This is a genomic window from Clostridium tagluense (genome assembly GCF_003865095.1).
GTDB lineage: Bacteria > Bacillota > Clostridia > Clostridiales > Clostridiaceae > Clostridium_AD > Clostridium_AD tagluense.
The window spans coordinates 16,753-39,779 of sequence record NZ_BHYK01000037.1; the positions used below are offsets into that span (position 1 = coordinate 16,753).

Genomic DNA, 23,027 nt, shown 5'->3' on the forward strand with positions numbered 1-23,027 from the left:
TAAAGTATTGACAGACTAAACTTCATGGTATAAGATGTATTTAGAAGTAAGGAATAAACACAAAATCAAATATGGGGAGTTGCTAAAATGAAAATTGAAACTATAAAAGAAAGAATCAAAATGTCAAAGACTAAATTAGAAAAAATAAACGGAACACTTGAAAGACATAATAAACAGTTACTAAAAAAATCTAAAGCATTAATAGATATAGGAATTGATTTAAAAAATTATGATAAATATGATAGAAAGGTAATAACCTCTGAGGCCTATTGGGATGTATGCGACTATGAATCCAAGCTTAAAGATATAGAAAACAATGCAAAAAAAATAAGAGAAGTAAATGTAACATTAGCAAAATTACAGGAGCAACTTGAAAATCAGTTAGCTAAAGAGATAGAAACCAATAATTTAATTCCCGAAGTTTTAAATGTATTTTTAGAAAATTGGAAACAAAAATGTATAACATTTTACAATGAATTAGCAACAGAATATATTACATTAGTATCTAAAGAGTATACAGAATATGCTATCACACTAGAAGAACTTAAAGAGTTTAAAATGGAAATTAGAAACAAAGAAACTAGAAGATATGAAATGGTTAATAAATATTCAGATGAAGAGGTTGAAAAAATATTGAGTGTTGAAATTAGCGAATATAAGAGAGCAGAAATAAAAAGAACTATTAGATATAGATACATCCAAAAGTTTAAAGATTCACATTTTGCAAGTGATATGGCAGTATTAGAAAAAATAATTGAACATCATGAAACGATTAATAATATAATGTTAAATAAAATATTAGACTATGATGTTAAAATGAAAAAAGAAACATTTATCAGCAGAATTAAAGAAGTGATTGGAGAAATTAAAGATTTAAGTGGTTTAAATATTAGTTCAAAAGGTGAAATAAACGGTATAGCAAAAGGATTAAAAGCAAATGCTAAAGTAGAAACTATTAGTGCGGGGGGGTATGCAGTACAATGTTGGCACTATAGGGTGTTAGTAAACACTATAAAGTAAACTTAAAAGAGGTTGGAAGATACCTCTTATTTTCTTCACATAAAAAATAATTATAAATTATACTTAAAATTTAATTATATGCAATTTTTTTAAATTGAAAATAAAAGAGAAGGACAGGAATGGGGGCAATTTATAATGTGGAAATTTAAAATTAATGTGAAAAGTAAGAGTAGGAATAAAAATTTTGAGAGGACTCTAAAGGTTAAGAATGCAGATTTCTCTAAATCAGTTCAAATATTAATAAAAATGTTTGGTAATATTGAGTGGGACTTTTTAGAAGCTATTCAAATTATTCAAAGCCAGTATTGACAAACCGTATTTAAATAGTGTGTATTAAAGGTAGTTTGTAGGATAAAAGACAAAAGGAGCTATTATAGAAATGGAATATGCCGAATTGAAAGAAATAGCCATTACTTATGTGTATGACAAGTCTTATTGGGGTTCATCCAAGGAATATTTAGAAAATTGTCAAGTAGCACATGAAGATATTAAAATGGCAAATCTTCTAATCAGAATAGAAACCAATAGGCAAGATAGAAGTAACCATATAGAAAAGTTGAGACCTATTTTTGAAAGTTGTAGAGCTTTTCAATCTGAAAATATAGAAGATAATAGTCAATATATTATATTTCATCCATGTACTAATCCAAATTTTAAATATCAATTAAGTTATTTTGATAAATTTGGAGCTATAATGGATGAAAAAAGCAATTCACTGGATGAATTAATTAATGATTATTATAAACATTATCATACTCATAAAATAGTGGAGGTCATAAACTAATTATTTAAATATAGTATTGACATACTAAATTATATATGGTATTATGTAATTAATCCAATTGATGGAAAATAAAATATAAGGATGGTTTTCGCTATGCCAATTAGAAAATTCTATATTATAACTGAAATAATAGTAACTGCAATGTTAAGAAGAGAAGCTTATTTTATAAGTATGAGAAGTTCTAGAGATATTAAAAAATCTGTTTCAAATAAAAATATCTATATGATTAAAGAAATTAGTAAGACTAAATATAAAATGTACCTAAACACAAAGCATAGGTGGTGCTCGGGGCAACTAATATGAAAAATATGGATATGACAATATATATTTAAAATATGCAATCAGAACTAATTATAAAAGAGGTGCATTATTAATGGATAAATCTGAAATTAATGTAATTATTGAAAAAGCTAAAAATTTAAAAGTTGAAATATCTGCAATGGGTAAAGATGATGTTAACGAAAATTTTGAAACGCTTTGCAAAATATTAAATGACTTAGCCGACATAAAAGATAAAATGAAACATATTCAAGCTTTGATTATAGAATCCTTTACCAACTATAAAATGGATACGAGATATTGGGGAGCAGAACTTGACACTCAAAAGAAAAATGAGATTAAATTAGTTGAAAAATTAGAAAGAATAATTAATTAAGGGGGAGTTTTCCCCTGTTTTTAGGTTGAAAATATTTGGAAGGTTGTAAAATACAAAGATTCAGAGAAATTATTTAATAAATAGTATTGACAAACTAAACTAATAAGATTATACTTGTTTTATCGGATAAACAAATAATTTAAAAGGCGGTAATGTAAGCATGACAAATACAAACTATTTCTCAGTAAATACAGGACAACAAATAAGTGAAGCACAAGTTCTAACATTAATGGGACAAAATAGAAGTAGTGAATTTGAAAGTGTTACAGAATGTTTAGAATGCGGGAAAATTATTGAAGCATATGAAAGTTGCGATTGCGAATATTAAAAAAGGATGGTGTAAAAAATGAAATCATTCAAAGATATATTAAGAAAAGGGTTAGACAATGGATTTATAAATTATAAAGAAGTAGAGCAAATTGATTTTAAGAATGATAAGGATGTATTCGACTATTTTGAAGAGTTAGAAGATAGAGATATAAAAATAATTTATCTATAAAAAATATTTATAAAATATATTGACATATAAAACTATACATGATAATATGTAACTAATCCAAACGAACTAAACCAAGCGTATTAAGCTAATCGTATCAAATTACACATACCATAAGAATTAATTATAAAATAGGATTAACATTATGGATTGATTATTATAAGATATAATTAATCCAAGTGACAGAGATATAAAATAATGATTTCATAGGAGGGTTTATTAATGTTAAAAAGATATTGCAATAATTGCGATAACGAAGTTATTGAAGAAACAGACAAAAATTTGAAAAAAGAATATCCATATGTATGCAAAAATTGTGAAGAGAATATGTATGAATTTGAAACTTATTTAAAAGAGGATGATGTGACAATGAAAAAAATAAAAACAACACAAGAATATTTCAACATAGGTATTGACGAACTATTATTCAATAACTCAGATGGATATACAAAGGAAGAATTAAAATTATTTGATGACGGGCTAGAAGTTGTATTCTTTGATAATGAAAAAGAACTAGAAGAAGAGAAAGAACAATTTAAAAAATATACTCAATCAAAGAAATATGAAATAAAAGCTACACTGCAAACAATCAATAAAAGAATTGCAATTGTATTAATATAAAAAGATAGTTTTAAATGAAAATAATAAATCACAAGGGGTGTATTAAAAATGAAAACTATGATAGGTTATAATGGAATAAATATATTTAACGTATTGTCAGAAAAAGACTTTGGAATTGATAGTAAACTATATTTAGTGGATTGTGGAGATAATTTTTATGCTTATGGAACAATGAAAGATTTACAAAGTCTGTTTTTCGTTCCTGTTAATCAATGTGGGACAAAAGAAAAAGTTTTGAATCATTGTAATTCAATTGCTGAATTGTGTAGAAAAAATATACAGAAATATAACAAGGAACTTATTTCTAATAAAACAAAAGGATGGGGACTTTTAATTGAACATGAACAAAAGCAATTGAATGCATTAACAAACTTTGCTAATATATTAATCACATAAAAGATAATTTTTAAATTAATCAAAATATGAAGAGAGGGAAGGAAGTGATATTATGTATAATATTTATGAAAAAAGTTTTCCTCAAAACAATCTTATTTTTGAAGCCGAAACAGAAGAGGAGGCAATCGAAGTTGTTAGCTATTTTCAAGAAGGTAATGAAGTAACTGTTTTTTATGAAGTTGAAACAAAAGAAGAAATTAGAAAATATATAAACCACCAAGCAAATATTTTTGCAAATAATATGTAATATGAAAAATAATTATAAATTTTGTTTTTGGTATTGACATGCTAAACTGGACATGGTAGAATAAATTAAGTTGTTTAAATAATAATAAAATTTAGGAGTGATTCTTATGTTAGATGTAACTATGGTTGAATTAAGAGAAGCTAATTTAATGGGTATAAGAGTATTTAATGTTTTAATGCGAGGTGGGTATAGAACCCTTCAAGACATAGAAAACCTAACATATGAGCAAGCTCTTTTAATCAGAAATAGTGGAGTAAGAACTTCACAGGATATAATGGATTTAATCCAATCTTTAGAAAAGACTAGCAAAAGAGAGGAGCTAATAAGAATAGGACAAATTAGAAATCTTAAAATTCAAATGAATACATTATTAAATATAAATAAAAATGTTAATTCACGCAAAGCAACACTATTATTAAACTTAGCTCAAGATAAAGCCTGTAGTTTTGGAGAGTTGAGAAATGCAATACATATGTGCAGTAAAATATTAATGTAAATGTAATTGATAAATATAAAATAGGAGATGTTAAAAATGTTAAGTGAAAATCAAATAGCTATACTGAAAAACGAAATTATATTGAAAGAACTCTTTTTAAAAAACCCAACAAAAAAATATAAATATTATATCTTTAAAAATGGATGTTGTGGAGAAATTAGCAAAGTCTCAAAATATCAAGATAACAAGTAACTGAGAGGTTGCTTGTTTTGTTTTTATAAGTCCTTGGCATATAGTGCTAATATCTCATGGTACAATATATATTCATTTGATATATGTTTTTAATATAATTATACCATTTAATATTAAGATGGCTTAGAATTAATATTAGGTAGCTTTCATAGTGATTTTAAATAAATGTTTTAATCATGTATTACTTTTATTTTAATATTAATAAACCTTTTTTTAAATGACCAATCAATGTTATGCTTATCAATGTATTTTAGAAAAATTATTAAGGCAATAGGAATTATAATTTCTATAATATCTAAAAATATTTTAAACATTCTTTGTTCCTCCCTTGAATATTATTTACATTCTGTGTTATACTATAACAAATGGGGAGAGTACCTTCCAGTTATTAGTTAGAATTTAATATATTGAATCTTTGAAGATAGCTACTTTCACATAGTAGCTATTTTCTTTTTTTGAAAGAAATATCTATACTAATCAATTTTATTTGAAAACTTATCTCAGTTGCTTTGTTAATAGTTCTAACCCCACATAGGGCAAGGCAGAAATACATTAAAAGCTTTATATATTCAATTATCATGTGTACACCTCCGTAGTAGTCATTTGTTTTAAAAAACAACTTTATGGAAGGCACTCCCATATACTACGGATGTACTGCATTTCTGCAATTCTAACTAATTACATCTTACCTTAAAATCCAAACATTATCAATATGTATTTTACATGGAATAAAAGGGCATAAAAATTATTTATAAAATAAGATAATAGTATTGACATACTGGATTAGGGTGTGGTATATTATATATATCGTAGTTAAACAGTAATTTTTAGGAGGAATGAAAAATGTGTAAACAACTAAAATCTTGGATAGATGAAAAAGGTAAAGCTTGGGAAGAAGTAGAAGAAACTTGTGATAGATGTGGAGGAGCAGGTTTTCACATTGGGAATGGTTGGGAGCATTACAACGGAAGTGCATGTTTCAAATGTGACGGTAAAAAATACATAAGAACAAATAGAAGAATCTTAACAGATAAAGAAAAACAATATAAAGAAACGGCAAGATTAAAAAGAGAAACAAAAGCAAAAGAAACTGAATTTGCAGATAGAATGAAAAGAATTGAAAGAATGAATTCAGATGATAAAAAATCAGTTGGCTTTGTAACAGATACAATTTATATAATATTAGATGAAAATAGTTTTGATATAAAAGAAGAATTAAAACTCCAAGGAGCAAGGTGGAATAATTCTTTCAGAAGTTGGATTTTCTTAGAAGGTAACGAAAATATTGAAAAATATATAACTAAAAGAGTAAATTATTTAGAGGTTGCAGATATATGCCTAAGCTATGAAGGGGACACAGTAGAAAGAGTAAGTTTTGAATATGCAACATTATGTGAATATGTTGAAAATGCTAAAAGGGAACTTTTAGGGGATACTGAATATATTGGAACTATAGCGGATAAAATAGAAATTAAAATAACACTGGAAAATGTTTTCAGTTATGACACACAATACGGAACTATGAGAATAAGCATATTCAAAGATGAAAAAGGGAACTTTTTAAAATGGAATAGCAAAACAACTTTAGATTTAGAAATAGGAGAGGTTGCAATAATTAAAGGAACTATCAAGGCTCATGAAGAATATGGAACAACAAAACAAAAACAAACAGTTCTTACAAGAGTTAAAATGATAGGGTAGCCGAAAGGTTACTCTTTTTATTTATACTATTTTTTAAGGTTATGCCACCACAGGATAGCTTGTATTGATTCTTAGTTGTATCAGCAGTATGAATATATGTATTTTGTATTAAAGACCTTACGTGTCACATTAGAGTGTATTCTAATCATTTTGAATTATTAAAAATAATTATAAAATACCATTGCAATCTACATTAGGATATGTTATATTAAATGTAGGCAATAAATACATAATAAGTTCTAGGGGTGGTAAAAAGTGAAGAGTATCAACATATCAAAAATATCAAAAATAATTAACAACTTGCAAATTGAGCAAAACTGGAATGTAATTACATTTAAAGAAATGGACAACATAAGAAATAAAATAATGACTAATATCATGAGCAGAACATACAATAGTTTTATATTAAATCAATTTGAGAAATTAGAAGGCCAAAAAGATTATAATTTTCAAAACATTGAGTATAAAATAGGAGATAAAATTTTTGTTCATTTCATGGATACTAAACCTTGTATAATAACTGATTTTAAAATTAGATTAAATTTTGTAACTTGGAATATAGATGTTGACATTGAAGCCACTACCAATTATAACAATGGAAATAATGATAAAGTTTATTCTATTAATCATGAAAACACTAAGATTTCTAAGCGAATTTAATATTCTTAAAAATAAGTATTGACATACTAAACTATACATGTTAGAATGAATTATGCCGAACAAGAAAAAACAATTTAAATTACGAACCAAGTCAAACAAGTCAGAATCACTCAAGAATAAACGTATCAAGCAAATCAATTCAGAGCAGAGTCTAATAAATTAATAAGGATTTTGAGGAGTTGAAAATAATGAAAAACAGAAATTATTTCTTTAAATTAATTGAATTTTTAGAAGGGGAGATAAGTTACTCAAATGATAAAGCAAACAGGAATATAACTACAATTGGAATAGATGAAAAGGGGACTTACTATTGTTATAATGGAGATAAAAATAATTCAATATCTGAGGCAATTCTAAAAAGTGAAGCGGTTACTAAATTATATAGAAATCAAAAAATATAATTGTTAAGTAATATTAATTAATACGTTATAAATAATTATAAAATTAGGAGGAGATTGAAATGAAAAAAGCATTAATATCATTAGTAATAATATTGGGACTAGGCGTTGTTTCTATTCCAGTTGTTTATAATCATAGTTATCATGTTGTAACAATAGGTGGAGAGTGTGAAGATAATTGCATAGAAAATGGTTTCTTTGCTTATGCAGATGACTCAAAAGGCAATAGATTTTTTATAGAATTAAAAGGTGGTGAAGGTACTTCTATCATTAATAGTAAATATATAGTTGAGAATATTAAAGGTAGTGAAAGAGAAGTAAAGAAACTTATACAATTATATTAAGATTTAATAAAGTATTTTTAAAATAGTATTGACAAACTGTATCGGAAATGATATTATGTAATTAGTACAATCAAGAAGGGAGGGAATATTTTAATTATGGATAGAGAAATAAAAAAACATGGAATTTATGAATTAGAAATACCTACGTTCAGTGGGGAAAAGACAATAGAACAGATTATTGTAATGTCAAATTCTGTGGTTTACAAAATGACAGGTAAAGTCAATTACATGATTAAAAACCAAATATCAAATGGACTATTTATGGTTGAATCAAGTAAAATTGGGACTTTTATTTCGATGGGTGATAAAGAATTAAAAGAAAAATGTATAAAAGAATTAAAGTTAATGTTCAATTATTAGAAATAACAACCTAATAAGTTTAAAAGGAAATAACTCAAAATAGTATTAACATATTAAATTGTATATAGTATTATGTAATCAATTCAATATAAACGAACCAAAGCCAAACGTATCAAATTAAGCCTCGCATTAAAAATATTTATAAACTTTAAATAAAAGTATTTACGTACTGAATCATACATGTTAAGATATAATCAAGTCAAATAAATACATAACAACTAGTAACTACGAAAGATAAAATATAACTGTATTTCAGAATGTGCTATTATACAGTTTATATTAAGAATTAAATAATTTAGAAGGATGGTGTATTATCAATGAGATTTGAAAATGTACAATATAAAGTTTATGCTTATAATGAATTATCAGCTAGAGCAAAGGAAAAGGCTTTACAAGATTTCTGCAATGATGAAGACTATATTGGAGCTGATAATGAAAAGTCCCTAGATAAATTTTCTGAAATTTTTCCAGTAATTAATTTAAGTTGGGAGTATGGAGATAGAAATTTTATAAATTTTGACTTAGATTGTGAATATGAAGAGATTGAAAAATTAACAGGTGTTAGGCTTTCTAAATATCTATGGAATAATTATAAAACAGATTTATTCCAAGGAAAATTTTTCTCACTATGGAGCAAAACAGAAAAATCAAAAACTAATCCAAAGGTGGGAGAACTTAAAATAAGACATTCTAAGACTATTAAAGATAATTGTTGCGTAATGACAGGGTATTATGTAGATGAAGCCTTATTGACCCCTATTTATGAGTTTATGAACAAGCCAAATGATAATATCACATTTAAAGGCTTAATAGCCAAATGTTTGAATTCATGGGTTAAATGTTGTAATGAAGATTATAATTTTCATTATTCAGAAGAAAGTTTTCAAGAGAATTGCGATTCTAATAATTGGGAGTTTTTAATTAGCGGAAAAATGTATTAAAGTTAATTATAAAATAAAGTATTGACAGGTTAGATTAATTATGATAATATGTAATTAATCTAACCAAATAATTATAAAACAATGATTTATAAAGAAGGTGTGGCAAATGAATGAATATATTATAACAGTACAATTTGATTTTGGAAGTGTAGTAAAAATAACACGACAGGCAAAAAATATTACAGAGTTAGCTTATAAAGTTAAAGAAGAAGATAAGGCAATTATTCTTATAATTGAAAAGGTAGTGAATATTAAACCGTTTTAATAAAAATCTAATTTTAAGATAATGAATTTATCTTATAGAGGGGTGTAATAACAATGGAAAGTGATTTTATAGAGATATGGAGTAACGGTATCAGTGATATAGTAATATGGGAATTGGACTACACTGATGGGCAATATATGGCGATAGAAGATACAGATTGCAGATTTAAAATAAATGATAAAACAAGACATAGACTTGAAGGTTACAAAAAAACAGAAACGCCTAGGCTTGTAGATAAAGATAAAATATTAAATATGTATGTAGTTTACTACCTTAAAAACGGTCATTTTCTAAGCGGTTCTATATCGTTTAGTGACTTGAAGTGGAAATTTCCCGACGTTAATGATATAGTATTAAGCAATATGCTTTATGAGTTAGTAAAAGATGGAAAATTATCATATAAAAATACTATTGGTGGGGCTAGTTACTATTTAAAAGGAAAGACAAGAACAGACCTTATAGAAAAAAACAATCTTATACCTAAATGGAAAGAAATTGTAAATGGTAGAGCTTCATGGATGCACGACTATGAGCATGAGTATGAATGTGCTAAAAAAGATATTCGTACTCATAATGAATAAAAATGTAAATTAACCAAGGAGGTAGAAAAAATGAAAAGAACAGTAGCAACTATCAAACAATTTGACTATACATCAAAAGAGGAGTTTGATAAGGATATAATAGTAATGAAGAAAAAAGGATATACTTTAATTGAAAATGGTATGTATAATAATTATTTAAATGCAGGTAAAATAGATGATTCAACGTGGAAATTTTCAGCATATTTTGTTAAAAGTAGTCTTTTATAGAATAAAGAGGTGTAGCCAAAACTACCCTATATAATGCTACGGTGGACAGAGTTTCATAATCTCAGATGATAGAAATTAATTAAAGAAAAGTATTGACATGTTAAAACGTACATGATAGAATGTACTTAACCCGAACAACAAATAATTATAAAAAAGGTGGAGTTAATAATGAATAAAACAATGAAAGAACAATTATTGGAATTAGGTATGAAAGAAGCTGAATTAGATAATCACTGTAGCGACTTATATGTTTTAAAAAATGATATATCTACAGGTTTTCTTAAAAATTATGAGTTTAAATGTAATGTTAAAACTTTTAAATCTGAAATAGATGGCTTAATATGGTATGAATTTCCGTTTGTGTATACTGAGTATCATCAAAAGTAATTATTAAATAAAGTTGACAACTTGGATTAATTGTAGTAAAATTATAATTAACCCAAGTAATTTAATCGGTGTAATATGTTACACTAGATATAAGAAGGTGGTTATCAAAATGTTCAAAAAATATAGACAGGTATATGTTATCAAAGAAGTGCATGAAAACAAGTTTCAATTATGTAAAGTTCTTAATGAATATGAGACAGATAAAGAGGTAACAGACGATTTGAAAAGATTATTAGCAGATGAAATTACTGAGAAAGATTTATTAAAAGATTTTGCCACAAAATAATTATCAAAATAGTATATGGAATTGGTTATAATACATGCAATCAATCCAAAAGGAGATATAGTTATAATGAAAATAGTGATGGGATGGAATCAAAATGAAAATTTACGTATCTGTGGCACTCCAACAAATTTATATGTATTAGATGGTGATAAAAAAATTCAACTATGTACAGGGGATGAAGTTTTAGTTTTGACATTAGGTTCACAGAAATTAGCTATTGTAGTTGAATATAATGGAATTGTTGGAACTTATACAAATAAAGAAGTATATTTCCATTATGAAACAGAAAACAAGAATAACAAAATTGTAAAGAAAGGCATAACCCTAGTAAGAAGTTATAAAGAATATAAAGATGGGGATGAAGTAGCAAAAGGTAGAAAATGTGGAGGATTTATAGTTAAAAATAATTATTGAAATAGTATTGACAGGATGAATTAGTTATGATAACATGTAATTAATCCAATGAAACAAAAACGCTTCAAACCATCGTAACAAGCCAAACGTTTTAAATTAAACATTTCATATGAAATAATTATAAAATACGAAATAAGTATTGACATATTAAATTATATAATGTATACTAAAATTGTAATCAAACATAATTATAAAATAAAGGAGCGTTAAAAATGATAACAAATATAAATGGATTAAATATGCAAGCCATAGCAGTTGAAAACAAAATTAAAGAAGGTGTTTTATTGCCTCTAGAATTACAGAACAATTTAAAATGGAGCACAACAAGTCTTGGAGGTTTGTTTTTAGAATATTGGAGTAATGGCCATAAGCGAAACGTATATAATGAAAACTCAAAAGTGGCACTTAGAATTCATATAAGCGTTGAGGATAATTTTGGAATATGCAAAGGTGAATTCGGAACAATAAATGTAATGAGAAAACGTGGTTTGAAAATGATTGGAGTAAAGAAGGATACAACTATTAGTAAGTTAATTATAAAATTAAATAAGTGGATTTTAGAAAATAAAGAATTAATGGTAAATTTAATAGAGGCTTAAAATCCCTCTATCTTCTATACATAATAGTAAAATAATCTTTAAGGAGTTGTAAATGATGAATAAAACGGAAAGTAAGATAATGTTAAAGGCTTATTACCAAGTATATTATGCTCAAGAAATATTAGGCTTTGACAAATCCGATAGCCTCAGAGAATTTAGATTCATGTTTAGAGATTTAGGATTTAAGCAGGATTTAGTAGAAGTTGAGAATAAAGTAATCTGTGAGAAATTAGATATAAAAGGAACTGCAAAAGAAATGTATAGAATGATTTTTGAAACATTTCTAAAATATGGAGTAATCACAAATTATGATTTAAATAAAATTGAAAGTTCATATGAAGAATTAAAATATATAATGACAGAAGAAGAAAACAAATGTCACTTGGCAAGAATTAAATTTTTAATTGAATAAAAGTATTGACATGTTAAACTCAACGTGTTAGAATAAATTATAAAATGATTTGAGGGGGAATTAAAATGTTAACTAAAAATGAAATCTTAGCAGAATTAAAAACAAAAATCTCAACGGATTACAGTGGTTGGCTATCTATGTTATTAAGACACATAGAAGAATATGGTGAGACTCCAAAATTTAAATATATAGGACTTTCTTATGAAAACAATAAATTATGGGATGGGGAACAAATTCATGGTCGCAGTACAATAATCGGTGATGCAGATAGTATATATCTTAAGGATAATAAAGTATATGAAATACGAAAATGTGAATTGTTTTTAATGGATTGCACGGCCAAAGAGTATATGAATTATAGAAAGCCAATGCCTTATAATGTATACATTATGGGTTAAGAATAAGAATATAATGGCTGATAATAACTATTGGTCGTTATATCTAAAAATATTGATGTATTAAAATGCATATGGTAAAATAAAAAACAAATAGGAGGCTTTTAAATTATGAGAGTAGTTGTTAAAAAAGATGGAACTTTAGGAAAAGTTGTAATAGGAAATTTTGACCATAAAGGCAAGGAGATGTTTCACCCAGTTAAGTTTGGTAGCTATTATGAAAGTGACTTGCAATTATTATCCGAGATAGAATACGCTGAGGCAAATAAACAAGATTATATTGATTACATTGAAAAGGATTTTAGTTGGGGAACTGTTATAAAGACTCATACTATTGGAGAATATCAAATAATAGAGTATACTGATAGCGAAAATACTATATCTTTTCATCCATATATAAATTATATAGATACAAATTACACATTTAAAAGCCTTGAAAAAGCTATGACAGGAGTAATAATTTATAAATACGATGGAGCGAACAGCAGAGCAAATGAATATCTATGGAAGATGATTAAATAAAATTTTCGGAGCAACAAAAATAATTATAAATTGTATTGACAAACTAAATTGTATGTAGTAAAATAGTATTTGTAAGGTAGTAATAAATAGGAGGGATTAGTATTATGACAGTAGCAGAAATGAGAAAGAATAAATATGGATTGGGTAGAGTACCACAGGAGCTTATAGAAAAGGGAGAGTCTATAACTCCAAGGGGTAAATATATAAGTATAGAAGGAGACAAATTTCTTTATAATAGCAAGGAATTTATTCATATAGATGATATTATTTTAGAAGATTTGATTTCAGATTAAAGTATTGACAAACTAAACTAAGTATGATAAGATTTCATTATAAGGAGAATATACAAATGCTAGAAAAGATTAAGGTCAAAAAACTCCTTTCTAATTATAAAAAGATGTTAGAAAAAAGAGAGAGTCTAGTTAAACCATATTACACCAAAAGAAATGAGAATATCATTTTAACAAATGATGAACATGCTAAAATGATATTATTAGAGGCAAGAATCCAACAAATCAAAGAGTTTATAGATGATTTAAAATATTTAATCGAATAATAAATAATTATGAAAGAAGGAATTATAAATGGATAATAAATATCAATTAAGAAATGGAAATATGACAACATTATTAAGTGGAGCAGATACAAATGGGAAGTTTGAATTTGAAGGTTTGATGATTGATAGTATACCAAATGTTGTGTTTAAAAAATATATATGGTCACATGATGTACAAATAGCAGATGGAGTTAAATATGTTGAAATAGGAACTTATATTTTTGATAAATTGAAAGAATCGGCAGACCAACAATTAAAAGAGTATATCGAAAATAATATAAATGATACTGTTTTTTATACTAATATGAATCAAAATGATAGCTGTTTCTTGACAAATAATCATTCATGGGAAGACGAATATCCAAAAATACAGAGAAATGTATCTACCTCATATTCAGAGGCAGGAGAAGGAATTTTCAAAATTACAATAGATGGAATAATTTGCGTGTATGACTTTAAAGAAGCTAAGTTCATTAAATTTGAGAAAGAGTATAACAATTCTTATGATAAAGATAAAAAAGAAATAACACCACTTGATATTTTCTATAGAAGAAACTTAAATTTAATACTAGCTATAGAACAATATAGAAAAGGAACTGCACATAATGTATTTACTGAACTAGTTAATCTAAATAAATTTTTAAATGGTAAAAAATCAGTTAAGATTAATTTTAAAAATGATATTGGGAAAAAAGGAAAGATTGTTACATTAAAAAGCAATAACAGTGTAAGTTCAAATGGTCTGTTTACTATATTTAATAATGAATTTTATATCAATGATAGTTACAATATGCAACCAAGACTAGATAAAAGACTTCCTCTGTCTGAACTTGATTATTTACAATTTGGCAAGAAGACCTATAAAATTAATGTTGAAAATTTAGTAATTAAATAATTCAAAAGTTCATTAAACATAATTATAAAATATATATGGTAAGTTAGTATTTGTAAGGAATTAATAAACAAATTAACCGTGGCTTGTATAAAATATAAGTCACGATACATAATTAAAGAAGGATTTTAGATATGCAGAAAATGTTATTAAATATATAAGCTAAACTTGTACCTAAATATAGTATTAAATTTAGTGTTAAATGTTGACTTGTATTTAGAGGTATGATATTATGTACTTGAGAAAGAAATTAATAACTAATTAAGTGTAGGAGGATGATAAAAATGAATTTAACTGAAAATTATACAGAAATATTCGATTCTTTATTAAAAGACAAACAGGTTGAAGTAATAGATTTTATGAAATATCTTAAAGAAAAACAAGATAGAGAAGATGATGAAATTATTAGCAAGGTTATTTCAGAAAATAGAGAAGCAATGGAGGAGCTATCAAAATGAAAATGTTTTCCGAAGATAAAATTTTACAGATGCATAGAGATTTAATTAATACCTATGGTGGATTGCACGGAATTAAAAACTACAATTTATTTAAAAGTGCAATAGAGACACCTTTTCAAACATTTGACGGTGTTGAGTTATATAAGACTGGAATTGATAAGATTAGCATTATAACATATCTTCTTATTCAAAGTCATTCTATGAATGATGGCAATAAAAGAATAGGTGTAGGACTTATGTTGGCACTATGTATCAAAAATAATATTAAGCTTCAATATACTCAAGAGGAATTGATAAAATTAGGCTTAGAAGTTGCAAAAGGGTGGTTCAGCCAAGAGCAAATTAAAGGATGGATTATAAATCATATAGAATAAGTGAATTTTTCATTATCAATTTAAAATATAATTAAATTTAGGTCTAAATTAAGTATTAAATATTGACTTAAATTTAATTATATACTATTATGAACTTAAGACATAATCAGCAAAAAAGGTGGGACATTATATGAAAAAACATATTCCAAGTGGCTTGAAGAAAGTTTATACAACATGACAGAACAACAAGAAAAATATCTGATTGATAAAGGGTTTGAAATTATGAAACCCGAATTAAAAATTTGTAGTGATAATATTATAAGGGACATTCCTCATTACATTGAAGAGAATAAAGAAAAATGTGCAAGTTTAAGTTTTAATAGAAAAGAAGGTAAGTTTTTTATTAGAGTAAATAAAAAATGGTGTTATTCTGCTGAGGATATTAAATTAGTAAAAGATAAATTAGATGAATTAACAGAAATATTAGAAGCATTACAGAATTTAGATGAAAATTCAGCACTATAATATAAATTGGAGGTTATTATAATGAAAATAGCAAACTTAAAGGATTTAATGGTAGGTTTATCAGATTTTAAAAAACAATTATCTGAAATCGTGAGTAATAAAATGACTAAAATAATTGTGAAGAACAATGAGCCTGTGTCAATAATTTTACCTTATGAAGATTATTTGAAAATGACAGGGGATATTGAAGAAGGGCAAGGCATTATAAGAGGAACAGGACAGGATATCACATTAGTGAATGGAGTTCAAATTATGGTAGTTGTAGAAACTGGTGTAGATGGAATATCTGCTGATAGTATAGCAATCAAGACATATATCAAAATGAAGACTACCAAGCAATATAAACTGCATTACACGCTTAAGCTTGGCTCTCCAAACGTAGACCAAACATATACAATAGAAGAACAAGTACAGATGATGAATGAAAGGAATATTGAGAATGAGTAAATTTAATAACCTGCCTAATGTTAAAGTACCAAAAGAATACACTATTATTGCTATAACTATGATAAATTTGATTGAGGATAATTGGAAATTTACAGTTAGTGAAGTAACAGGCTTTATAATGATTGCAATTAATGAAGAGGAAAGAGTTATTTTTGAAAATGAAAAAGAGTTTAAAGATTGGTTATTGTCAAAGGCCTTAGATTATTAAATAGTTAGGAGGTAAATGTAATGAATAAGAAAAAGTATAGTATAGGTAACTTTATTAATTATGTTACTGAAAGTGGAATTGACAATGGCATGGTGACAGGATATAGCAATGGTAATTATTTAGTAAAAAACAATTTCAATCGTATAATTGCAATAAAGACAGATAACGCATTTGATACAGTAAAAGAAGCATGGGATAAAAGACACACTGAAATATTAACTTTTGAGGATGCTTGGAAGGATGTGCCTAATGATTGGGTTCGGACAGATAGACACGACCAAGATACAATTGAAGATTTACTATGGGCTACAGTATTAGAATTAGACCTGCTAACACAAAGATGTACAGTTCATGATGAATTGCACCATATGACAAGAAAGAAAGCAATAAGACTATGTAAAGAGTTCTTATTCAAGTATAAAGAATATGCTACAGAAGAAGATACAAAGACAAGTATAGTTGATTATACTATTTAATTGAAATTTAAGGAGATGTAAATTATGAATAGAAATATAAAAATAAGTGAAATGATAGAGGCATTAAAAATACACTTAGAGTCTAATGGAGATAGTGAAATACAAAGCATTGGAACAAGTAGTGGGTCAAATAGTTCATTTATATTCCATACAAAAGAAGCAGAAAATTATAAAGATATTTATGTGAAATGTACAGTAAGTAAATAAAAAGACTATAAGAGGAGAGTTATTTATGAGCATTGAAGCTAGTGATTATAGAAAATTTATTGAAAAGTTGGTTTTTAAAGAGGGTATGTGTCCTTCTTATGAAGTTACCGAAATAGATACTGTAATGTCTTATAGCTTTTCAGCTAATACTTTAAAAATAAATGTATTTTTAATAGCTAATGTTTTATCAAAGAAACCATATCCTAATTTAACAGATGAACAAATGTTAGAAATAATGACTTATCATGAAATGGGACATATGAAAGATATTAGAAAAAATCCTACATTATTAGATGAAGTTATAGAATTAATGAAATTAAATGATAATGCAGTATATAAAGAGTTTCTAATGAGAAGAGAAATTAGTGCTTGGGAGTATGGAAAACAATTTGTGCCTATAGAAATATTAGATGAATATAATGATTTTAATAAACACTCATTAGAAGTTTATAAGGAGTTATAATATTCATTTAATAATTAAAGATATCGGGTTATGTTACTATAAATGGAAGACACTGACATTATAATTTCTTGTCATTTTAGTAAAATAGATAATATTATTGAGGAGGAAATGAAAATGGAAAAGGTAACAGGGTTTAAATATGTTGTTGAAGGATTTGAAGATATAGGAAGTTTTTCAAAGGGAATACTTTCTTTAACTAATACTAAATGCTCACGAAAAGGAACAATTATTGATATTAAAACATATGAGGGTAGTTGGCAGGTAGATGTTATTTCATTAGTTGAAATGGATAGTTTCATAGAATCAAATCTTGGAGAAATTTCTTCTAAGGAATTAATTGAGATTGTTTCAGTTGAATATGATGATTTACCTAGTAAGAATCAAAAGATTATTTCTGATTTGCAAGATAAGTATTTTGATGATAAAGGAAATGATGTTTATATTATAATAGATAATTTTATGATATAAACTATAATTTAAGGTGGTATCTTATTATGAAAATAGGACGAAGCATTTAAAATTATACGAGGAGGATTAATAAAATGAATAAAAACAAGTTAGAAAGTTTAGAAAATTTAAAATCATACGAAAAAGAAGTGGTATTAATAGGACTATATCAATATCAAATTAGAGCAATAGTGGATTTTGGTAAGAATAAAATTATGTATCGAGTAGGTGATTCTAAAAAAACTAATTTAACAGATAATTTAGATAAAGCTATTGAACTTATAACAGAAATGGTTGAAAAAGATGATTCTTGTAATTAGAGTTGTTACGCACTTCAAAACTATTGAGAAGGATATTTATTTCCTTACTTAAAACTTGAGGAGGAATAAAAATGTTAAATTATAAAATAAAATGTGTATTCACTCAAATTAATGGTAGTCAGACTATAATTAGTGAAGGTGCTAATATAAGGATAAAAGGTCTTCTTTGGGATAATGGCGAAGAAGTAGATATAACGGGCAAGGTAGCGAATATAGACCCTACTGAATATAGAGCTATAACTATCATAGATTCTGATAATGAAGATTCTTCTATTTTAATAGACTTAGATACAATAAAAAATGTAGAGCTTATTCAAAACTTATAATATAGGAGAATGCTCATTATGAAAAAATAAGATTGTAAAAGCCTACAATTTCATAACCAATAATTATACAATTTATATTGATTTATTAAATTGTAGGGTATATAATAATCTTAAGTTCAAAATATCAGTGGGAGCTATTAATATTATAATAAGGGGGAGTTTCTATTGCAAACTATAATAGTATTAAAATATACAAAGACATATTAAAAAATAATAAAAAAGATTTCCCAAGGGCTTTTGGCTTAATCATAAAGAAGTTTTGGAATGGGATATAGAAACACTAATTAATGATTTTAATTACGATTTAGTATCAAAATATAAACTTACAAATCCTTATTCTAATATATATCACAGTAGTATAGGTAATAGATTAGGATGACCTATGTTAAGTTGCTTAAAATTTAGATGAAGGAGCTATTAAAATGTTAAATAAAAAAGATATCCAACTACTGCAAGCATCAATATTATGTGCTTTGACAGATATAAATTTAGATTACAGATTAGAAGATAAATTTATAGAGTTAGATGAAAAATTAGGAAAAATGAAAAAACTACTAGTTTAATACTATTCACAAAAGGTATTGACATATTAAAGAATCTAATATATAATTTAAATATAATAAAAAATAATTATAAAATAAATTGAAAGTAGGTTGCTAAAATGGAATTATCCATACTAGGCATAATTGTTGGATTTATAGTTGGAGTAATTATAGGAATATCTTCACTTAAGAATGATTACAAAATATTTTAAAAAACAATAAAATACATAGAAAATTAAAAATAGAAATACATAGGAGGCAAATTAAAATGAACAATAAAAAATGTTGTGAATATAAAATAATAATAAGATACATGAACAATGATGTTGAGGAAATAAATTATCATGAGGTAAACAATAGGAATTATAAAGAAATGCTAAAATTATACAAAGAAACTAAAGAGCATTATACAGAAGAGAATATATGTGCAACTGTAAATTTCCAAGGAATTTTTGAAGATGGCACTATTGGAATCTCTTATGTTAAAGAAATCATTAATAAAAAGGAACTTCAAATCAAAGAGCAAGCAGATAATATCAGCGGTGAAAGCATATATGACTTAACTTTAAAACTGGAATCTATATTAACTCAAATGCCCGAACGAATAAAATATATAACAAACCAAGTAAATGTATTAACTAAGGATAGGGATAATTTCCAACATGAAATGATAACAAAAGGCAAGGCTTATTCCAATAGGGATAAAATAGAAGGATATGATAGGTTGTTATTGATAAATGATGATAGAAGACTATTTAAGGAAGAAAAAAGATATGGTGAAATTTACTCATCGGAAAATATAATAAAGTTAATCAAAGAGATATCAGAAGTTAAAAAACTACGCTCTAAAGACCTTGAATTCAAAGAAATTATTAAAGAAAATATTGAAGACTTTCATTTTGTTAAAGATATTCATTACACAAGTTATAAACATAGGGATAATTTAAAGAAAAGTATTGGATGGAAATATTCAAATATTATAGATTTTCCAAATGAAATGATATTAAAGGCATATAATAAATGTGGCTCAGTTGAAAGTAAAAATAATGTAAAAGAACAATGTGATAAAGCTAGAAAAACAAAATTGGATTTAATACCAAAAAATAAAGTTGCTCCCATTAATGTAATGCCTGCAATACCTCTTAGTAATAAAGAGCTAGAAAAAATTAATTTTTTAGAGAAACAAAAAGCTAATAAGGATTTTCAAGAAAAGAAATTATCTAAGCATAAAAAAGATAGTAGGATAATAACTAGTAGATATTTAAATAAGAGAAATTCACGAATAGATAGATTATTTGCTCAAATAGCTACAGAATAATAATTTGACGATAAGAAACTTGTATGCTAAAATTACATAGGAACGCTATGACTATATTATAGATAAGGGGGAATAGTTATGTCAGTAAAAAAAACAAAAGTTAAAAATAAATTAAAAGATATTTTAGAAGAAAGACATATAATGCAAATTGATTTAATAGTTGACTTGGGTAAATTAGGGATAAATATAAGCAAGTCAACTATGTCAAATATATGTAATAATAGATATGATACTTCTATGGAGATTGGATTAAAAATAGCTACAATATTAAATTTAAAATTTGAAGACATATTTTTCCTTGATGAAGAGTAATAGGTATGTTATAGTATTACTATAGCAAACGAATAAGGAGTGATTATAAAATGTATATGGATACAGAGTATAAAGTATTAAATTCTTTCTTAGGTTATTTAAAATCACAAAAAAATAGAAGTATAAATACAATTATAACTTATGAAACTGCATTATTAGAGATGCATAACTGGATGAAGAAAGAAAAAGGCATAGAAGTAATAGATAAAAGTTTTTATAAAACAATAGAATTACAAAATTTAATTGATTTCGTAAGTTTCTTAGATAATAAGAAAATAACTGGAATAAAAAACAATGGTGAAAAAGCAAATGGAGCAAATACTATTGCCACAAAAACTAATTCAATAAGAACATTTTTTAGATATTTAAAGCGAATATCTGTTATTACAGATAATATATCCGAAGAATTAGATGTACCGAAAATTGGCACACGTATTCCCATATATCTTACAGAAACAGAAATTCCCTGTCTAATTAATGCCATAGAAATCACTAAAACTAGGTTGAAATTAAGGAATATAACTATAATTTATTTCTTACTTACATTAGGTATGAGAGTAAATGAATTAGTTAATATAAAAATAAGTGATATAACTGATGATAATTTAAGATTTGTAGGGAAAGGGAATAAGGACAGATTGTTGCCCATTCCTAAAAAACCAAGTGCTTATTATCATAGTTACCTTGAAGAAAGAAAAAATAACATAGTGATAGATGATTTCTTATTCTTGAGTAAAAGTGGTAAACAAATGGGAGAATCAGATATTAATGATATGATTCATAAATATTGTAAGATTGCTAATATAAAGAGTATATCAGCTCATAAGCTCAGACATACAAGTGCTACACTTATGAAAAAAAATGATGTAGATATTGCAGAAATACAAAAAGTACTTGGGCATGAGAAGATTTCAACCACTCAAATATATACCCATGTTGATTTAACTGATGTAACAAAGGCCATATCAAAGAATCCTTATGCCAATTAGTCATGAACGTGGATTATCCACGTTTTATCTTATTAATATTAAAAACAATTATAAAATAATTAGGAGGAACAATTTATGTATAATTTAGTAGAAACAGGTTCTATAAGGCAGGATAAACAAAATTGTGTATTTGCTAGTATCTTTTGTAGAAATGCTAATCCATATAAGAGATATGAAGAGGTTGAAGGATTAGAAGTTAGAATACCTTTAGTTCTCATGCAAATGAGATGGGATGGAGGCCTAGGATTCGTTGGTGGAAAAGTAGATAAGGAAGATAAAATCAATGGAATGATAACACAAGAGGTTTTAAAAAATGCTTTAATAAGAGAAGTGAAGGAAGAAATTAATTTAGATTTATTAGATAGAGAAAATTTAAAACCACTATGTACATATCAAGATAAAAATGTAGATATTCATAATTTTAGTTTAGAAGTATCAGAAGAAATTTTCTATTTTATATTTAAAAATTCTGTAAATTCAGAACATATGATTACTGAAAATAGTGGCAATGTCGTTTGTCATGTGGCTAATTATAAAGATGATAAAGGATATCAAAGATTTATAGAAAATAGATTCTGTGCAACTTCCCTAATGGAATTGAAACATTTAATTGAACAGGAGAAACTATTAGTAAGTTTTTAATAAAATATAACAAAAAGGAATTAAGCGTGAGGTATAATTATACCCCACGCTTTTTATAGTGTGCCAGGCATGGCAATTAACTAGGTGGTGAAAGTCCACTGTGGGGGTCTGTAGTTACCAACCACTAGCTGAAGACAAGGTATCCACCGTGAGGTGTGAACTGAAGGAAGTCTTAGGCAAAGTTC

The 23,027-nt window shown here is 26.1% G+C and carries 49 protein-coding genes; 47 read left to right on the forward strand and 2 right to left on the reverse strand.

The annotated features are described in order from the left end of the window. Positions 1–87 precede the first annotated feature (87 nt). The 12 genes from Ctaglu_RS21015 (at position 88) to Ctaglu_RS25500 (ending at position 4,907) form a co-directional block, all read left to right on the forward strand. On the forward strand, positions 88–1,020 hold the full coding sequence (locus Ctaglu_RS21015; RefSeq protein ID WP_125005427.1) for a hypothetical protein: 933 nt from the start codon (positions 88–90) through the stop codon (positions 1,018–1,020). Positions 1,021–1,155: 135 nt separating this feature from the next. Beyond that, positions 1,156–1,329 (forward strand): hypothetical protein, encoded by a 174-nt coding sequence (locus Ctaglu_RS25485; RefSeq protein ID WP_185732883.1) that lies wholly within the window; start codon positions 1,156–1,158, stop codon positions 1,327–1,329. 70 nt (positions 1,330–1,399) lie between these two features. Continuing rightward, complete coding sequence (locus Ctaglu_RS21020; protein ID WP_125005429.1) at positions 1,400–1,804, forward strand: hypothetical protein; 405 nt, start codon at positions 1,400–1,402, stop codon at positions 1,802–1,804. 93 nt (positions 1,805–1,897) lie between these two features. Next, on the forward strand, positions 1,898–2,107 hold the full coding sequence (locus Ctaglu_RS21025; RefSeq protein ID WP_125005431.1) for a hypothetical protein: 210 nt from the start codon (positions 1,898–1,900) through the stop codon (positions 2,105–2,107). A gap of 70 nt (positions 2,108–2,177) precedes the next feature. Beyond that, positions 2,178–2,459 (forward strand): hypothetical protein, encoded by a 282-nt coding sequence (locus Ctaglu_RS21030; protein WP_125005433.1) that lies wholly within the window; start codon positions 2,178–2,180, stop codon positions 2,457–2,459. Between the two features lie 160 nt (positions 2,460–2,619). Next, positions 2,620–2,787, forward strand: coding sequence for a hypothetical protein (locus Ctaglu_RS25490; protein ID WP_185732885.1), 168 nt, complete (start codon positions 2,620–2,622; stop codon positions 2,785–2,787). 18 nt (positions 2,788–2,805) lie between these two features. After that, on the forward strand, positions 2,806–2,958 hold the full coding sequence (locus tag Ctaglu_RS25495; protein ID WP_185732887.1) for a hypothetical protein: 153 nt from the start codon (positions 2,806–2,808) through the stop codon (positions 2,956–2,958). A 219-nt stretch (positions 2,959–3,177) separates the two neighbouring features. Further along, positions 3,178–3,576: a hypothetical protein gene (locus tag Ctaglu_RS21035; protein WP_125005435.1), complete on the forward strand. Its 399-nt coding sequence runs from the start codon at positions 3,178–3,180 to the stop codon at positions 3,574–3,576. Between the two features lie 48 nt (positions 3,577–3,624). Further along, a complete protein-coding gene (locus Ctaglu_RS21040) occupies positions 3,625–3,972 on the forward strand; it encodes a hypothetical protein (RefSeq protein WP_125005437.1) in 348 nt (115 codons plus the stop codon). A gap of 52 nt (positions 3,973–4,024) precedes the next feature. After that, positions 4,025–4,219, forward strand: coding sequence for a hypothetical protein (locus Ctaglu_RS21045; RefSeq protein ID WP_125005438.1), 195 nt, complete (start codon positions 4,025–4,027; stop codon positions 4,217–4,219). A gap of 106 nt (positions 4,220–4,325) precedes the next feature. Further along, a complete protein-coding gene (locus Ctaglu_RS21050) occupies positions 4,326–4,715 on the forward strand; it encodes a hypothetical protein (protein WP_125005440.1) in 390 nt (129 codons plus the stop codon). A 36-nt stretch (positions 4,716–4,751) separates the two neighbouring features. Beyond that, positions 4,752–4,907: a hypothetical protein gene (locus Ctaglu_RS25500; RefSeq protein ID WP_185732889.1), complete on the forward strand. Its 156-nt coding sequence runs from the start codon at positions 4,752–4,754 to the stop codon at positions 4,905–4,907. 170 nt (positions 4,908–5,077) lie between these two features. Here Ctaglu_RS25500 and Ctaglu_RS25505 read toward each other — a convergent pair whose 3' ends face one another. Further along, a complete protein-coding gene (locus Ctaglu_RS25505; RefSeq protein ID WP_185732891.1) occupies positions 5,078–5,221 on the reverse strand; it encodes a hypothetical protein in 144 nt (47 codons plus the stop codon). Positions 5,222–5,349: 128 nt separating this feature from the next. Beyond that, complete coding sequence (locus Ctaglu_RS25510) at positions 5,350–5,487, reverse strand: hypothetical protein (protein WP_185732893.1); 138 nt, start codon at positions 5,485–5,487, stop codon at positions 5,350–5,352. Positions 5,488–5,750: 263 nt separating this feature from the next. On the opposite strand from Ctaglu_RS25510, the gene Ctaglu_RS21055 reads away from it, so the two are divergent. The 35 genes from Ctaglu_RS21055 (at position 5,751) to Ctaglu_RS21205 (ending at position 22,842) form a co-directional block, all read left to right on the forward strand. Next, a complete protein-coding gene (locus Ctaglu_RS21055; RefSeq protein ID WP_125005442.1) occupies positions 5,751–6,608 on the forward strand; it encodes a hypothetical protein in 858 nt (285 codons plus the stop codon). 255 nt (positions 6,609–6,863) lie between these two features. Continuing rightward, positions 6,864–7,268 carry a hypothetical protein gene (locus tag Ctaglu_RS21060; RefSeq protein WP_125005444.1) on the forward strand — a complete coding sequence of 135 codons (405 nt, stop codon included), beginning with the start codon at positions 6,864–6,866 and terminating at the stop codon, positions 7,266–7,268. 188 nt (positions 7,269–7,456) lie between these two features. Continuing rightward, the gene (locus Ctaglu_RS21065; protein ID WP_125005446.1) at positions 7,457–7,669 is read left to right on the forward strand and encodes a hypothetical protein; all 213 of its coding nucleotides are present in this window, start codon (positions 7,457–7,459) and stop codon (positions 7,667–7,669) included. A gap of 59 nt (positions 7,670–7,728) precedes the next feature. Next, complete coding sequence (locus tag Ctaglu_RS21070; RefSeq protein ID WP_125005448.1) at positions 7,729–8,010, forward strand: hypothetical protein; 282 nt, start codon at positions 7,729–7,731, stop codon at positions 8,008–8,010. A gap of 96 nt (positions 8,011–8,106) precedes the next feature. After that, complete coding sequence (locus Ctaglu_RS21075) at positions 8,107–8,370, forward strand: hypothetical protein (protein WP_125005450.1); 264 nt, start codon at positions 8,107–8,109, stop codon at positions 8,368–8,370. A gap of 317 nt (positions 8,371–8,687) precedes the next feature. After that, a complete protein-coding gene (locus Ctaglu_RS21080) occupies positions 8,688–9,311 on the forward strand; it encodes a hypothetical protein (protein ID WP_125005452.1) in 624 nt (207 codons plus the stop codon). A gap of 106 nt (positions 9,312–9,417) precedes the next feature. Next, on the forward strand, positions 9,418–9,576 hold the full coding sequence (locus tag Ctaglu_RS25515; protein ID WP_185732895.1) for a hypothetical protein: 159 nt from the start codon (positions 9,418–9,420) through the stop codon (positions 9,574–9,576). A gap of 53 nt (positions 9,577–9,629) precedes the next feature. Continuing rightward, a complete protein-coding gene (locus tag Ctaglu_RS21085; protein ID WP_125005454.1) occupies positions 9,630–10,157 on the forward strand; it encodes a hypothetical protein in 528 nt (175 codons plus the stop codon). Between the two features lie 30 nt (positions 10,158–10,187). Continuing rightward, positions 10,188–10,385 carry a hypothetical protein gene (locus Ctaglu_RS21090; RefSeq protein ID WP_125005456.1) on the forward strand — a complete coding sequence of 66 codons (198 nt, stop codon included), beginning with the start codon at positions 10,188–10,190 and terminating at the stop codon, positions 10,383–10,385. Positions 10,386–10,553: 168 nt separating this feature from the next. Beyond that, positions 10,554–10,772 carry a hypothetical protein gene (locus Ctaglu_RS21095; RefSeq protein ID WP_125005458.1) on the forward strand — a complete coding sequence of 73 codons (219 nt, stop codon included), beginning with the start codon at positions 10,554–10,556 and terminating at the stop codon, positions 10,770–10,772. Positions 10,773–10,881: 109 nt separating this feature from the next. Then, positions 10,882–11,058: a hypothetical protein gene (locus Ctaglu_RS25520; protein WP_185732896.1), complete on the forward strand. Its 177-nt coding sequence runs from the start codon at positions 10,882–10,884 to the stop codon at positions 11,056–11,058. 66 nt (positions 11,059–11,124) lie between these two features. Continuing rightward, positions 11,125–11,472 (forward strand): hypothetical protein, encoded by a 348-nt coding sequence (locus Ctaglu_RS21100; RefSeq protein ID WP_125005460.1) that lies wholly within the window; start codon positions 11,125–11,127, stop codon positions 11,470–11,472. 212 nt (positions 11,473–11,684) lie between these two features. Beyond that, entirely contained in the window at positions 11,685–12,071 is a 387-nt protein-coding gene (locus tag Ctaglu_RS21105; protein WP_125005462.1) for a hypothetical protein, read from the forward strand. A 52-nt stretch (positions 12,072–12,123) separates the two neighbouring features. Next, a complete protein-coding gene (locus tag Ctaglu_RS21110) occupies positions 12,124–12,483 on the forward strand; it encodes a hypothetical protein (RefSeq protein WP_125005464.1) in 360 nt (119 codons plus the stop codon). 65 nt (positions 12,484–12,548) lie between these two features. Further along, a complete protein-coding gene (locus Ctaglu_RS21115; RefSeq protein WP_125005466.1) occupies positions 12,549–12,881 on the forward strand; it encodes a hypothetical protein in 333 nt (110 codons plus the stop codon). A gap of 108 nt (positions 12,882–12,989) precedes the next feature. Then, positions 12,990–13,400 carry a hypothetical protein gene (locus Ctaglu_RS21120; RefSeq protein ID WP_125005468.1) on the forward strand — a complete coding sequence of 137 codons (411 nt, stop codon included), beginning with the start codon at positions 12,990–12,992 and terminating at the stop codon, positions 13,398–13,400. 104 nt (positions 13,401–13,504) lie between these two features. Continuing rightward, on the forward strand, positions 13,505–13,693 hold the full coding sequence (locus Ctaglu_RS21125) for a hypothetical protein (RefSeq protein WP_125005470.1): 189 nt from the start codon (positions 13,505–13,507) through the stop codon (positions 13,691–13,693). A 56-nt stretch (positions 13,694–13,749) separates the two neighbouring features. Then, entirely contained in the window at positions 13,750–13,956 is a 207-nt protein-coding gene (locus Ctaglu_RS21130) for a hypothetical protein (RefSeq protein ID WP_125005472.1), read from the forward strand. Between the two features lie 28 nt (positions 13,957–13,984). Next, positions 13,985–14,851 (forward strand): hypothetical protein, encoded by an 867-nt coding sequence (locus Ctaglu_RS21135; RefSeq protein ID WP_125005474.1) that lies wholly within the window; start codon positions 13,985–13,987, stop codon positions 14,849–14,851. A 281-nt stretch (positions 14,852–15,132) separates the two neighbouring features. After that, a complete protein-coding gene (locus Ctaglu_RS25525; RefSeq protein WP_185732898.1) occupies positions 15,133–15,306 on the forward strand; it encodes a hypothetical protein in 174 nt (57 codons plus the stop codon). Next, complete coding sequence (locus tag Ctaglu_RS21140; RefSeq protein WP_125005476.1) at positions 15,303–15,680, forward strand: type II toxin-antitoxin system death-on-curing family toxin; 378 nt, start codon at positions 15,303–15,305, stop codon at positions 15,678–15,680. The genes Ctaglu_RS25525 and Ctaglu_RS21140 overlap by 4 nt, the downstream gene beginning before the upstream one ends. A gap of 174 nt (positions 15,681–15,854) precedes the next feature. Next, positions 15,855–16,145, forward strand: a complete 291-nt coding sequence (locus Ctaglu_RS21145) for a hypothetical protein (RefSeq protein WP_125005478.1) — start codon at positions 15,855–15,857, stop codon at positions 16,143–16,145. Between the two features lie 21 nt (positions 16,146–16,166). Beyond that, positions 16,167–16,592: a type II toxin-antitoxin system Phd/YefM family antitoxin gene (locus tag Ctaglu_RS21150; RefSeq protein WP_125005480.1), complete on the forward strand. Its 426-nt coding sequence runs from the start codon at positions 16,167–16,169 to the stop codon at positions 16,590–16,592. Continuing rightward, positions 16,585–16,800: a hypothetical protein gene (locus Ctaglu_RS21155; RefSeq protein WP_125005482.1), complete on the forward strand. Its 216-nt coding sequence runs from the start codon at positions 16,585–16,587 to the stop codon at positions 16,798–16,800. Before Ctaglu_RS21150 ends, Ctaglu_RS21155 begins: the two co-directional genes overlap by 8 nt. Before the next feature lie 20 nt (positions 16,801–16,820). Continuing rightward, positions 16,821–17,276, forward strand: coding sequence for a hypothetical protein (locus tag Ctaglu_RS21160; RefSeq protein WP_125005484.1), 456 nt, complete (start codon positions 16,821–16,823; stop codon positions 17,274–17,276). 24 nt (positions 17,277–17,300) lie between these two features. After that, on the forward strand, positions 17,301–17,483 hold the full coding sequence (locus tag Ctaglu_RS21165; protein ID WP_125005486.1) for a hypothetical protein: 183 nt from the start codon (positions 17,301–17,303) through the stop codon (positions 17,481–17,483). A gap of 25 nt (positions 17,484–17,508) precedes the next feature. Continuing rightward, positions 17,509–17,946: a hypothetical protein gene (locus Ctaglu_RS21170; RefSeq protein WP_125005488.1), complete on the forward strand. Its 438-nt coding sequence runs from the start codon at positions 17,509–17,511 to the stop codon at positions 17,944–17,946. A gap of 114 nt (positions 17,947–18,060) precedes the next feature. Beyond that, positions 18,061–18,414 (forward strand): hypothetical protein, encoded by a 354-nt coding sequence (locus Ctaglu_RS21175; protein WP_125005489.1) that lies wholly within the window; start codon positions 18,061–18,063, stop codon positions 18,412–18,414. Positions 18,415–18,488: 74 nt separating this feature from the next. Then, positions 18,489–18,713, forward strand: a complete 225-nt coding sequence (locus Ctaglu_RS21180) for a hypothetical protein (RefSeq protein WP_125005491.1) — start codon at positions 18,489–18,491, stop codon at positions 18,711–18,713. 71 nt (positions 18,714–18,784) lie between these two features. Then, the gene (locus Ctaglu_RS21185) at positions 18,785–19,039 is read left to right on the forward strand and encodes a hypothetical protein (protein ID WP_125005493.1); all 255 of its coding nucleotides are present in this window, start codon (positions 18,785–18,787) and stop codon (positions 19,037–19,039) included. Between the two features lie 422 nt (positions 19,040–19,461). After that, positions 19,462–19,602 (forward strand): hypothetical protein, encoded by a 141-nt coding sequence (locus tag Ctaglu_RS25530; protein ID WP_185732899.1) that lies wholly within the window; start codon positions 19,462–19,464, stop codon positions 19,600–19,602. Positions 19,603–19,849: 247 nt separating this feature from the next. After that, entirely contained in the window at positions 19,850–20,899 is a 1,050-nt protein-coding gene (locus Ctaglu_RS21190; RefSeq protein ID WP_125005495.1) for a hypothetical protein, read from the forward strand. A gap of 78 nt (positions 20,900–20,977) precedes the next feature. Beyond that, positions 20,978–21,211, forward strand: a complete 234-nt coding sequence (locus Ctaglu_RS21195) for a helix-turn-helix transcriptional regulator (protein ID WP_125005497.1) — start codon at positions 20,978–20,980, stop codon at positions 21,209–21,211. A gap of 50 nt (positions 21,212–21,261) precedes the next feature. Next, the gene (locus tag Ctaglu_RS21200; RefSeq protein ID WP_125005499.1) at positions 21,262–22,200 is read left to right on the forward strand and encodes a tyrosine-type recombinase/integrase; all 939 of its coding nucleotides are present in this window, start codon (positions 21,262–21,264) and stop codon (positions 22,198–22,200) included. A gap of 75 nt (positions 22,201–22,275) precedes the next feature. Continuing rightward, positions 22,276–22,842 carry an NUDIX domain-containing protein gene (locus Ctaglu_RS21205; RefSeq protein WP_125005501.1) on the forward strand — a complete coding sequence of 189 codons (567 nt, stop codon included), beginning with the start codon at positions 22,276–22,278 and terminating at the stop codon, positions 22,840–22,842. Positions 22,843–23,027 lie beyond the last annotated feature (185 nt).

Bases quoted from the DNA above. Each gene is read 5' to 3' on its own strand.
- Ctaglu_RS21015 (WP_125005427.1), top strand. From the start codon at position 88: ATGAAAATTGAAACTATAAAAGAAAGAATCAAAATGTCAAAGACTAAA.
- Ctaglu_RS25485 (WP_185732883.1), top strand. From the start codon at position 1,156: ATGTGGAAATTTAAAATTAATGTGAAAAGTAAGAGTAGGAATAAAAAT.
- Ctaglu_RS21020 (WP_125005429.1), top strand. From the start codon at position 1,400: ATGGAATATGCCGAATTGAAAGAAATAGCCATTACTTATGTGTATGAC.
- Ctaglu_RS21025 (WP_125005431.1), top strand. From the start codon at position 1,898: ATGCCAATTAGAAAATTCTATATTATAACTGAAATAATAGTAACTGCA.
- Ctaglu_RS21030 (WP_125005433.1), top strand. From the start codon at position 2,178: ATGGATAAATCTGAAATTAATGTAATTATTGAAAAAGCTAAAAATTTA.
- Ctaglu_RS25490 (WP_185732885.1), top strand. From the start codon at position 2,620: ATGACAAATACAAACTATTTCTCAGTAAATACAGGACAACAAATAAGT.
- Ctaglu_RS25495 (WP_185732887.1), top strand. From the start codon at position 2,806: ATGAAATCATTCAAAGATATATTAAGAAAAGGGTTAGACAATGGATTT.
- Ctaglu_RS21035 (WP_125005435.1), top strand. From the start codon at position 3,178: ATGTTAAAAAGATATTGCAATAATTGCGATAACGAAGTTATTGAAGAA.
- Ctaglu_RS21040 (WP_125005437.1), top strand. From the start codon at position 3,625: ATGAAAACTATGATAGGTTATAATGGAATAAATATATTTAACGTATTG.
- Ctaglu_RS21045 (WP_125005438.1), top strand. From the start codon at position 4,025: ATGTATAATATTTATGAAAAAAGTTTTCCTCAAAACAATCTTATTTTT.
- Ctaglu_RS21050 (WP_125005440.1), top strand. From the start codon at position 4,326: ATGTTAGATGTAACTATGGTTGAATTAAGAGAAGCTAATTTAATGGGT.
- Ctaglu_RS25500 (WP_185732889.1), top strand. From the start codon at position 4,752: ATGTTAAGTGAAAATCAAATAGCTATACTGAAAAACGAAATTATATTG.
- Ctaglu_RS25505 (WP_185732891.1), bottom strand. From the start codon at position 5,221: ATGTTTAAAATATTTTTAGATATTATAGAAATTATAATTCCTATTGCC.
- Ctaglu_RS25510 (WP_185732893.1), bottom strand. From the start codon at position 5,487: ATGATAATTGAATATATAAAGCTTTTAATGTATTTCTGCCTTGCCCTA.
- Ctaglu_RS21055 (WP_125005442.1), top strand. From the start codon at position 5,751: ATGTGTAAACAACTAAAATCTTGGATAGATGAAAAAGGTAAAGCTTGG.
- Ctaglu_RS21065 (WP_125005446.1), top strand. From the start codon at position 7,457: ATGAAAAACAGAAATTATTTCTTTAAATTAATTGAATTTTTAGAAGGG.
- Ctaglu_RS21070 (WP_125005448.1), top strand. From the start codon at position 7,729: ATGAAAAAAGCATTAATATCATTAGTAATAATATTGGGACTAGGCGTT.
- Ctaglu_RS21075 (WP_125005450.1), top strand. From the start codon at position 8,107: ATGGATAGAGAAATAAAAAAACATGGAATTTATGAATTAGAAATACCT.
- Ctaglu_RS21080 (WP_125005452.1), top strand. From the start codon at position 8,688: ATGAGATTTGAAAATGTACAATATAAAGTTTATGCTTATAATGAATTA.
- Ctaglu_RS25515 (WP_185732895.1), top strand. From the start codon at position 9,418: ATGAATGAATATATTATAACAGTACAATTTGATTTTGGAAGTGTAGTA.
- Ctaglu_RS21085 (WP_125005454.1), top strand. From the start codon at position 9,630: ATGGAAAGTGATTTTATAGAGATATGGAGTAACGGTATCAGTGATATA.
- Ctaglu_RS21090 (WP_125005456.1), top strand. From the start codon at position 10,188: ATGAAAAGAACAGTAGCAACTATCAAACAATTTGACTATACATCAAAA.
- Ctaglu_RS21095 (WP_125005458.1), top strand. From the start codon at position 10,554: ATGAATAAAACAATGAAAGAACAATTATTGGAATTAGGTATGAAAGAA.
- Ctaglu_RS25520 (WP_185732896.1), top strand. From the start codon at position 10,882: ATGTTCAAAAAATATAGACAGGTATATGTTATCAAAGAAGTGCATGAA.
- Ctaglu_RS21100 (WP_125005460.1), top strand. From the start codon at position 11,125: ATGAAAATAGTGATGGGATGGAATCAAAATGAAAATTTACGTATCTGT.
- Ctaglu_RS21105 (WP_125005462.1), top strand. From the start codon at position 11,685: ATGATAACAAATATAAATGGATTAAATATGCAAGCCATAGCAGTTGAA.
- Ctaglu_RS21110 (WP_125005464.1), top strand. From the start codon at position 12,124: ATGATGAATAAAACGGAAAGTAAGATAATGTTAAAGGCTTATTACCAA.
- Ctaglu_RS21115 (WP_125005466.1), top strand. From the start codon at position 12,549: ATGTTAACTAAAAATGAAATCTTAGCAGAATTAAAAACAAAAATCTCA.
- Ctaglu_RS21120 (WP_125005468.1), top strand. From the start codon at position 12,990: ATGAGAGTAGTTGTTAAAAAAGATGGAACTTTAGGAAAAGTTGTAATA.
- Ctaglu_RS21125 (WP_125005470.1), top strand. From the start codon at position 13,505: ATGACAGTAGCAGAAATGAGAAAGAATAAATATGGATTGGGTAGAGTA.
- Ctaglu_RS21130 (WP_125005472.1), top strand. From the start codon at position 13,750: ATGCTAGAAAAGATTAAGGTCAAAAAACTCCTTTCTAATTATAAAAAG.
- Ctaglu_RS21135 (WP_125005474.1), top strand. From the start codon at position 13,985: ATGGATAATAAATATCAATTAAGAAATGGAAATATGACAACATTATTA.
- Ctaglu_RS25525 (WP_185732898.1), top strand. From the start codon at position 15,133: ATGAATTTAACTGAAAATTATACAGAAATATTCGATTCTTTATTAAAA.
- Ctaglu_RS21140 (WP_125005476.1), top strand. From the start codon at position 15,303: ATGAAAATGTTTTCCGAAGATAAAATTTTACAGATGCATAGAGATTTA.
- Ctaglu_RS21145 (WP_125005478.1), top strand. From the start codon at position 15,855: ATGACAGAACAACAAGAAAAATATCTGATTGATAAAGGGTTTGAAATT.
- Ctaglu_RS21150 (WP_125005480.1), top strand. From the start codon at position 16,167: ATGAAAATAGCAAACTTAAAGGATTTAATGGTAGGTTTATCAGATTTT.
- Ctaglu_RS21155 (WP_125005482.1), top strand. From the start codon at position 16,585: ATGAGTAAATTTAATAACCTGCCTAATGTTAAAGTACCAAAAGAATAC.
- Ctaglu_RS21160 (WP_125005484.1), top strand. From the start codon at position 16,821: ATGAATAAGAAAAAGTATAGTATAGGTAACTTTATTAATTATGTTACT.
- Ctaglu_RS21165 (WP_125005486.1), top strand. From the start codon at position 17,301: ATGAATAGAAATATAAAAATAAGTGAAATGATAGAGGCATTAAAAATA.
- Ctaglu_RS21170 (WP_125005488.1), top strand. From the start codon at position 17,509: ATGAGCATTGAAGCTAGTGATTATAGAAAATTTATTGAAAAGTTGGTT.
- Ctaglu_RS21175 (WP_125005489.1), top strand. From the start codon at position 18,061: ATGGAAAAGGTAACAGGGTTTAAATATGTTGTTGAAGGATTTGAAGAT.
- Ctaglu_RS21180 (WP_125005491.1), top strand. From the start codon at position 18,489: ATGAATAAAAACAAGTTAGAAAGTTTAGAAAATTTAAAATCATACGAA.
- Ctaglu_RS21185 (WP_125005493.1), top strand. From the start codon at position 18,785: ATGTTAAATTATAAAATAAAATGTGTATTCACTCAAATTAATGGTAGT.
- Ctaglu_RS25530 (WP_185732899.1), top strand. From the start codon at position 19,462: ATGTTAAATAAAAAAGATATCCAACTACTGCAAGCATCAATATTATGT.
- Ctaglu_RS21190 (WP_125005495.1), top strand. From the start codon at position 19,850: ATGAACAATAAAAAATGTTGTGAATATAAAATAATAATAAGATACATG.
- Ctaglu_RS21195 (WP_125005497.1), top strand. From the start codon at position 20,978: ATGTCAGTAAAAAAAACAAAAGTTAAAAATAAATTAAAAGATATTTTA.
- Ctaglu_RS21200 (WP_125005499.1), top strand. From the start codon at position 21,262: ATGTATATGGATACAGAGTATAAAGTATTAAATTCTTTCTTAGGTTAT.
- Ctaglu_RS21205 (WP_125005501.1), top strand. From the start codon at position 22,276: ATGTATAATTTAGTAGAAACAGGTTCTATAAGGCAGGATAAACAAAAT.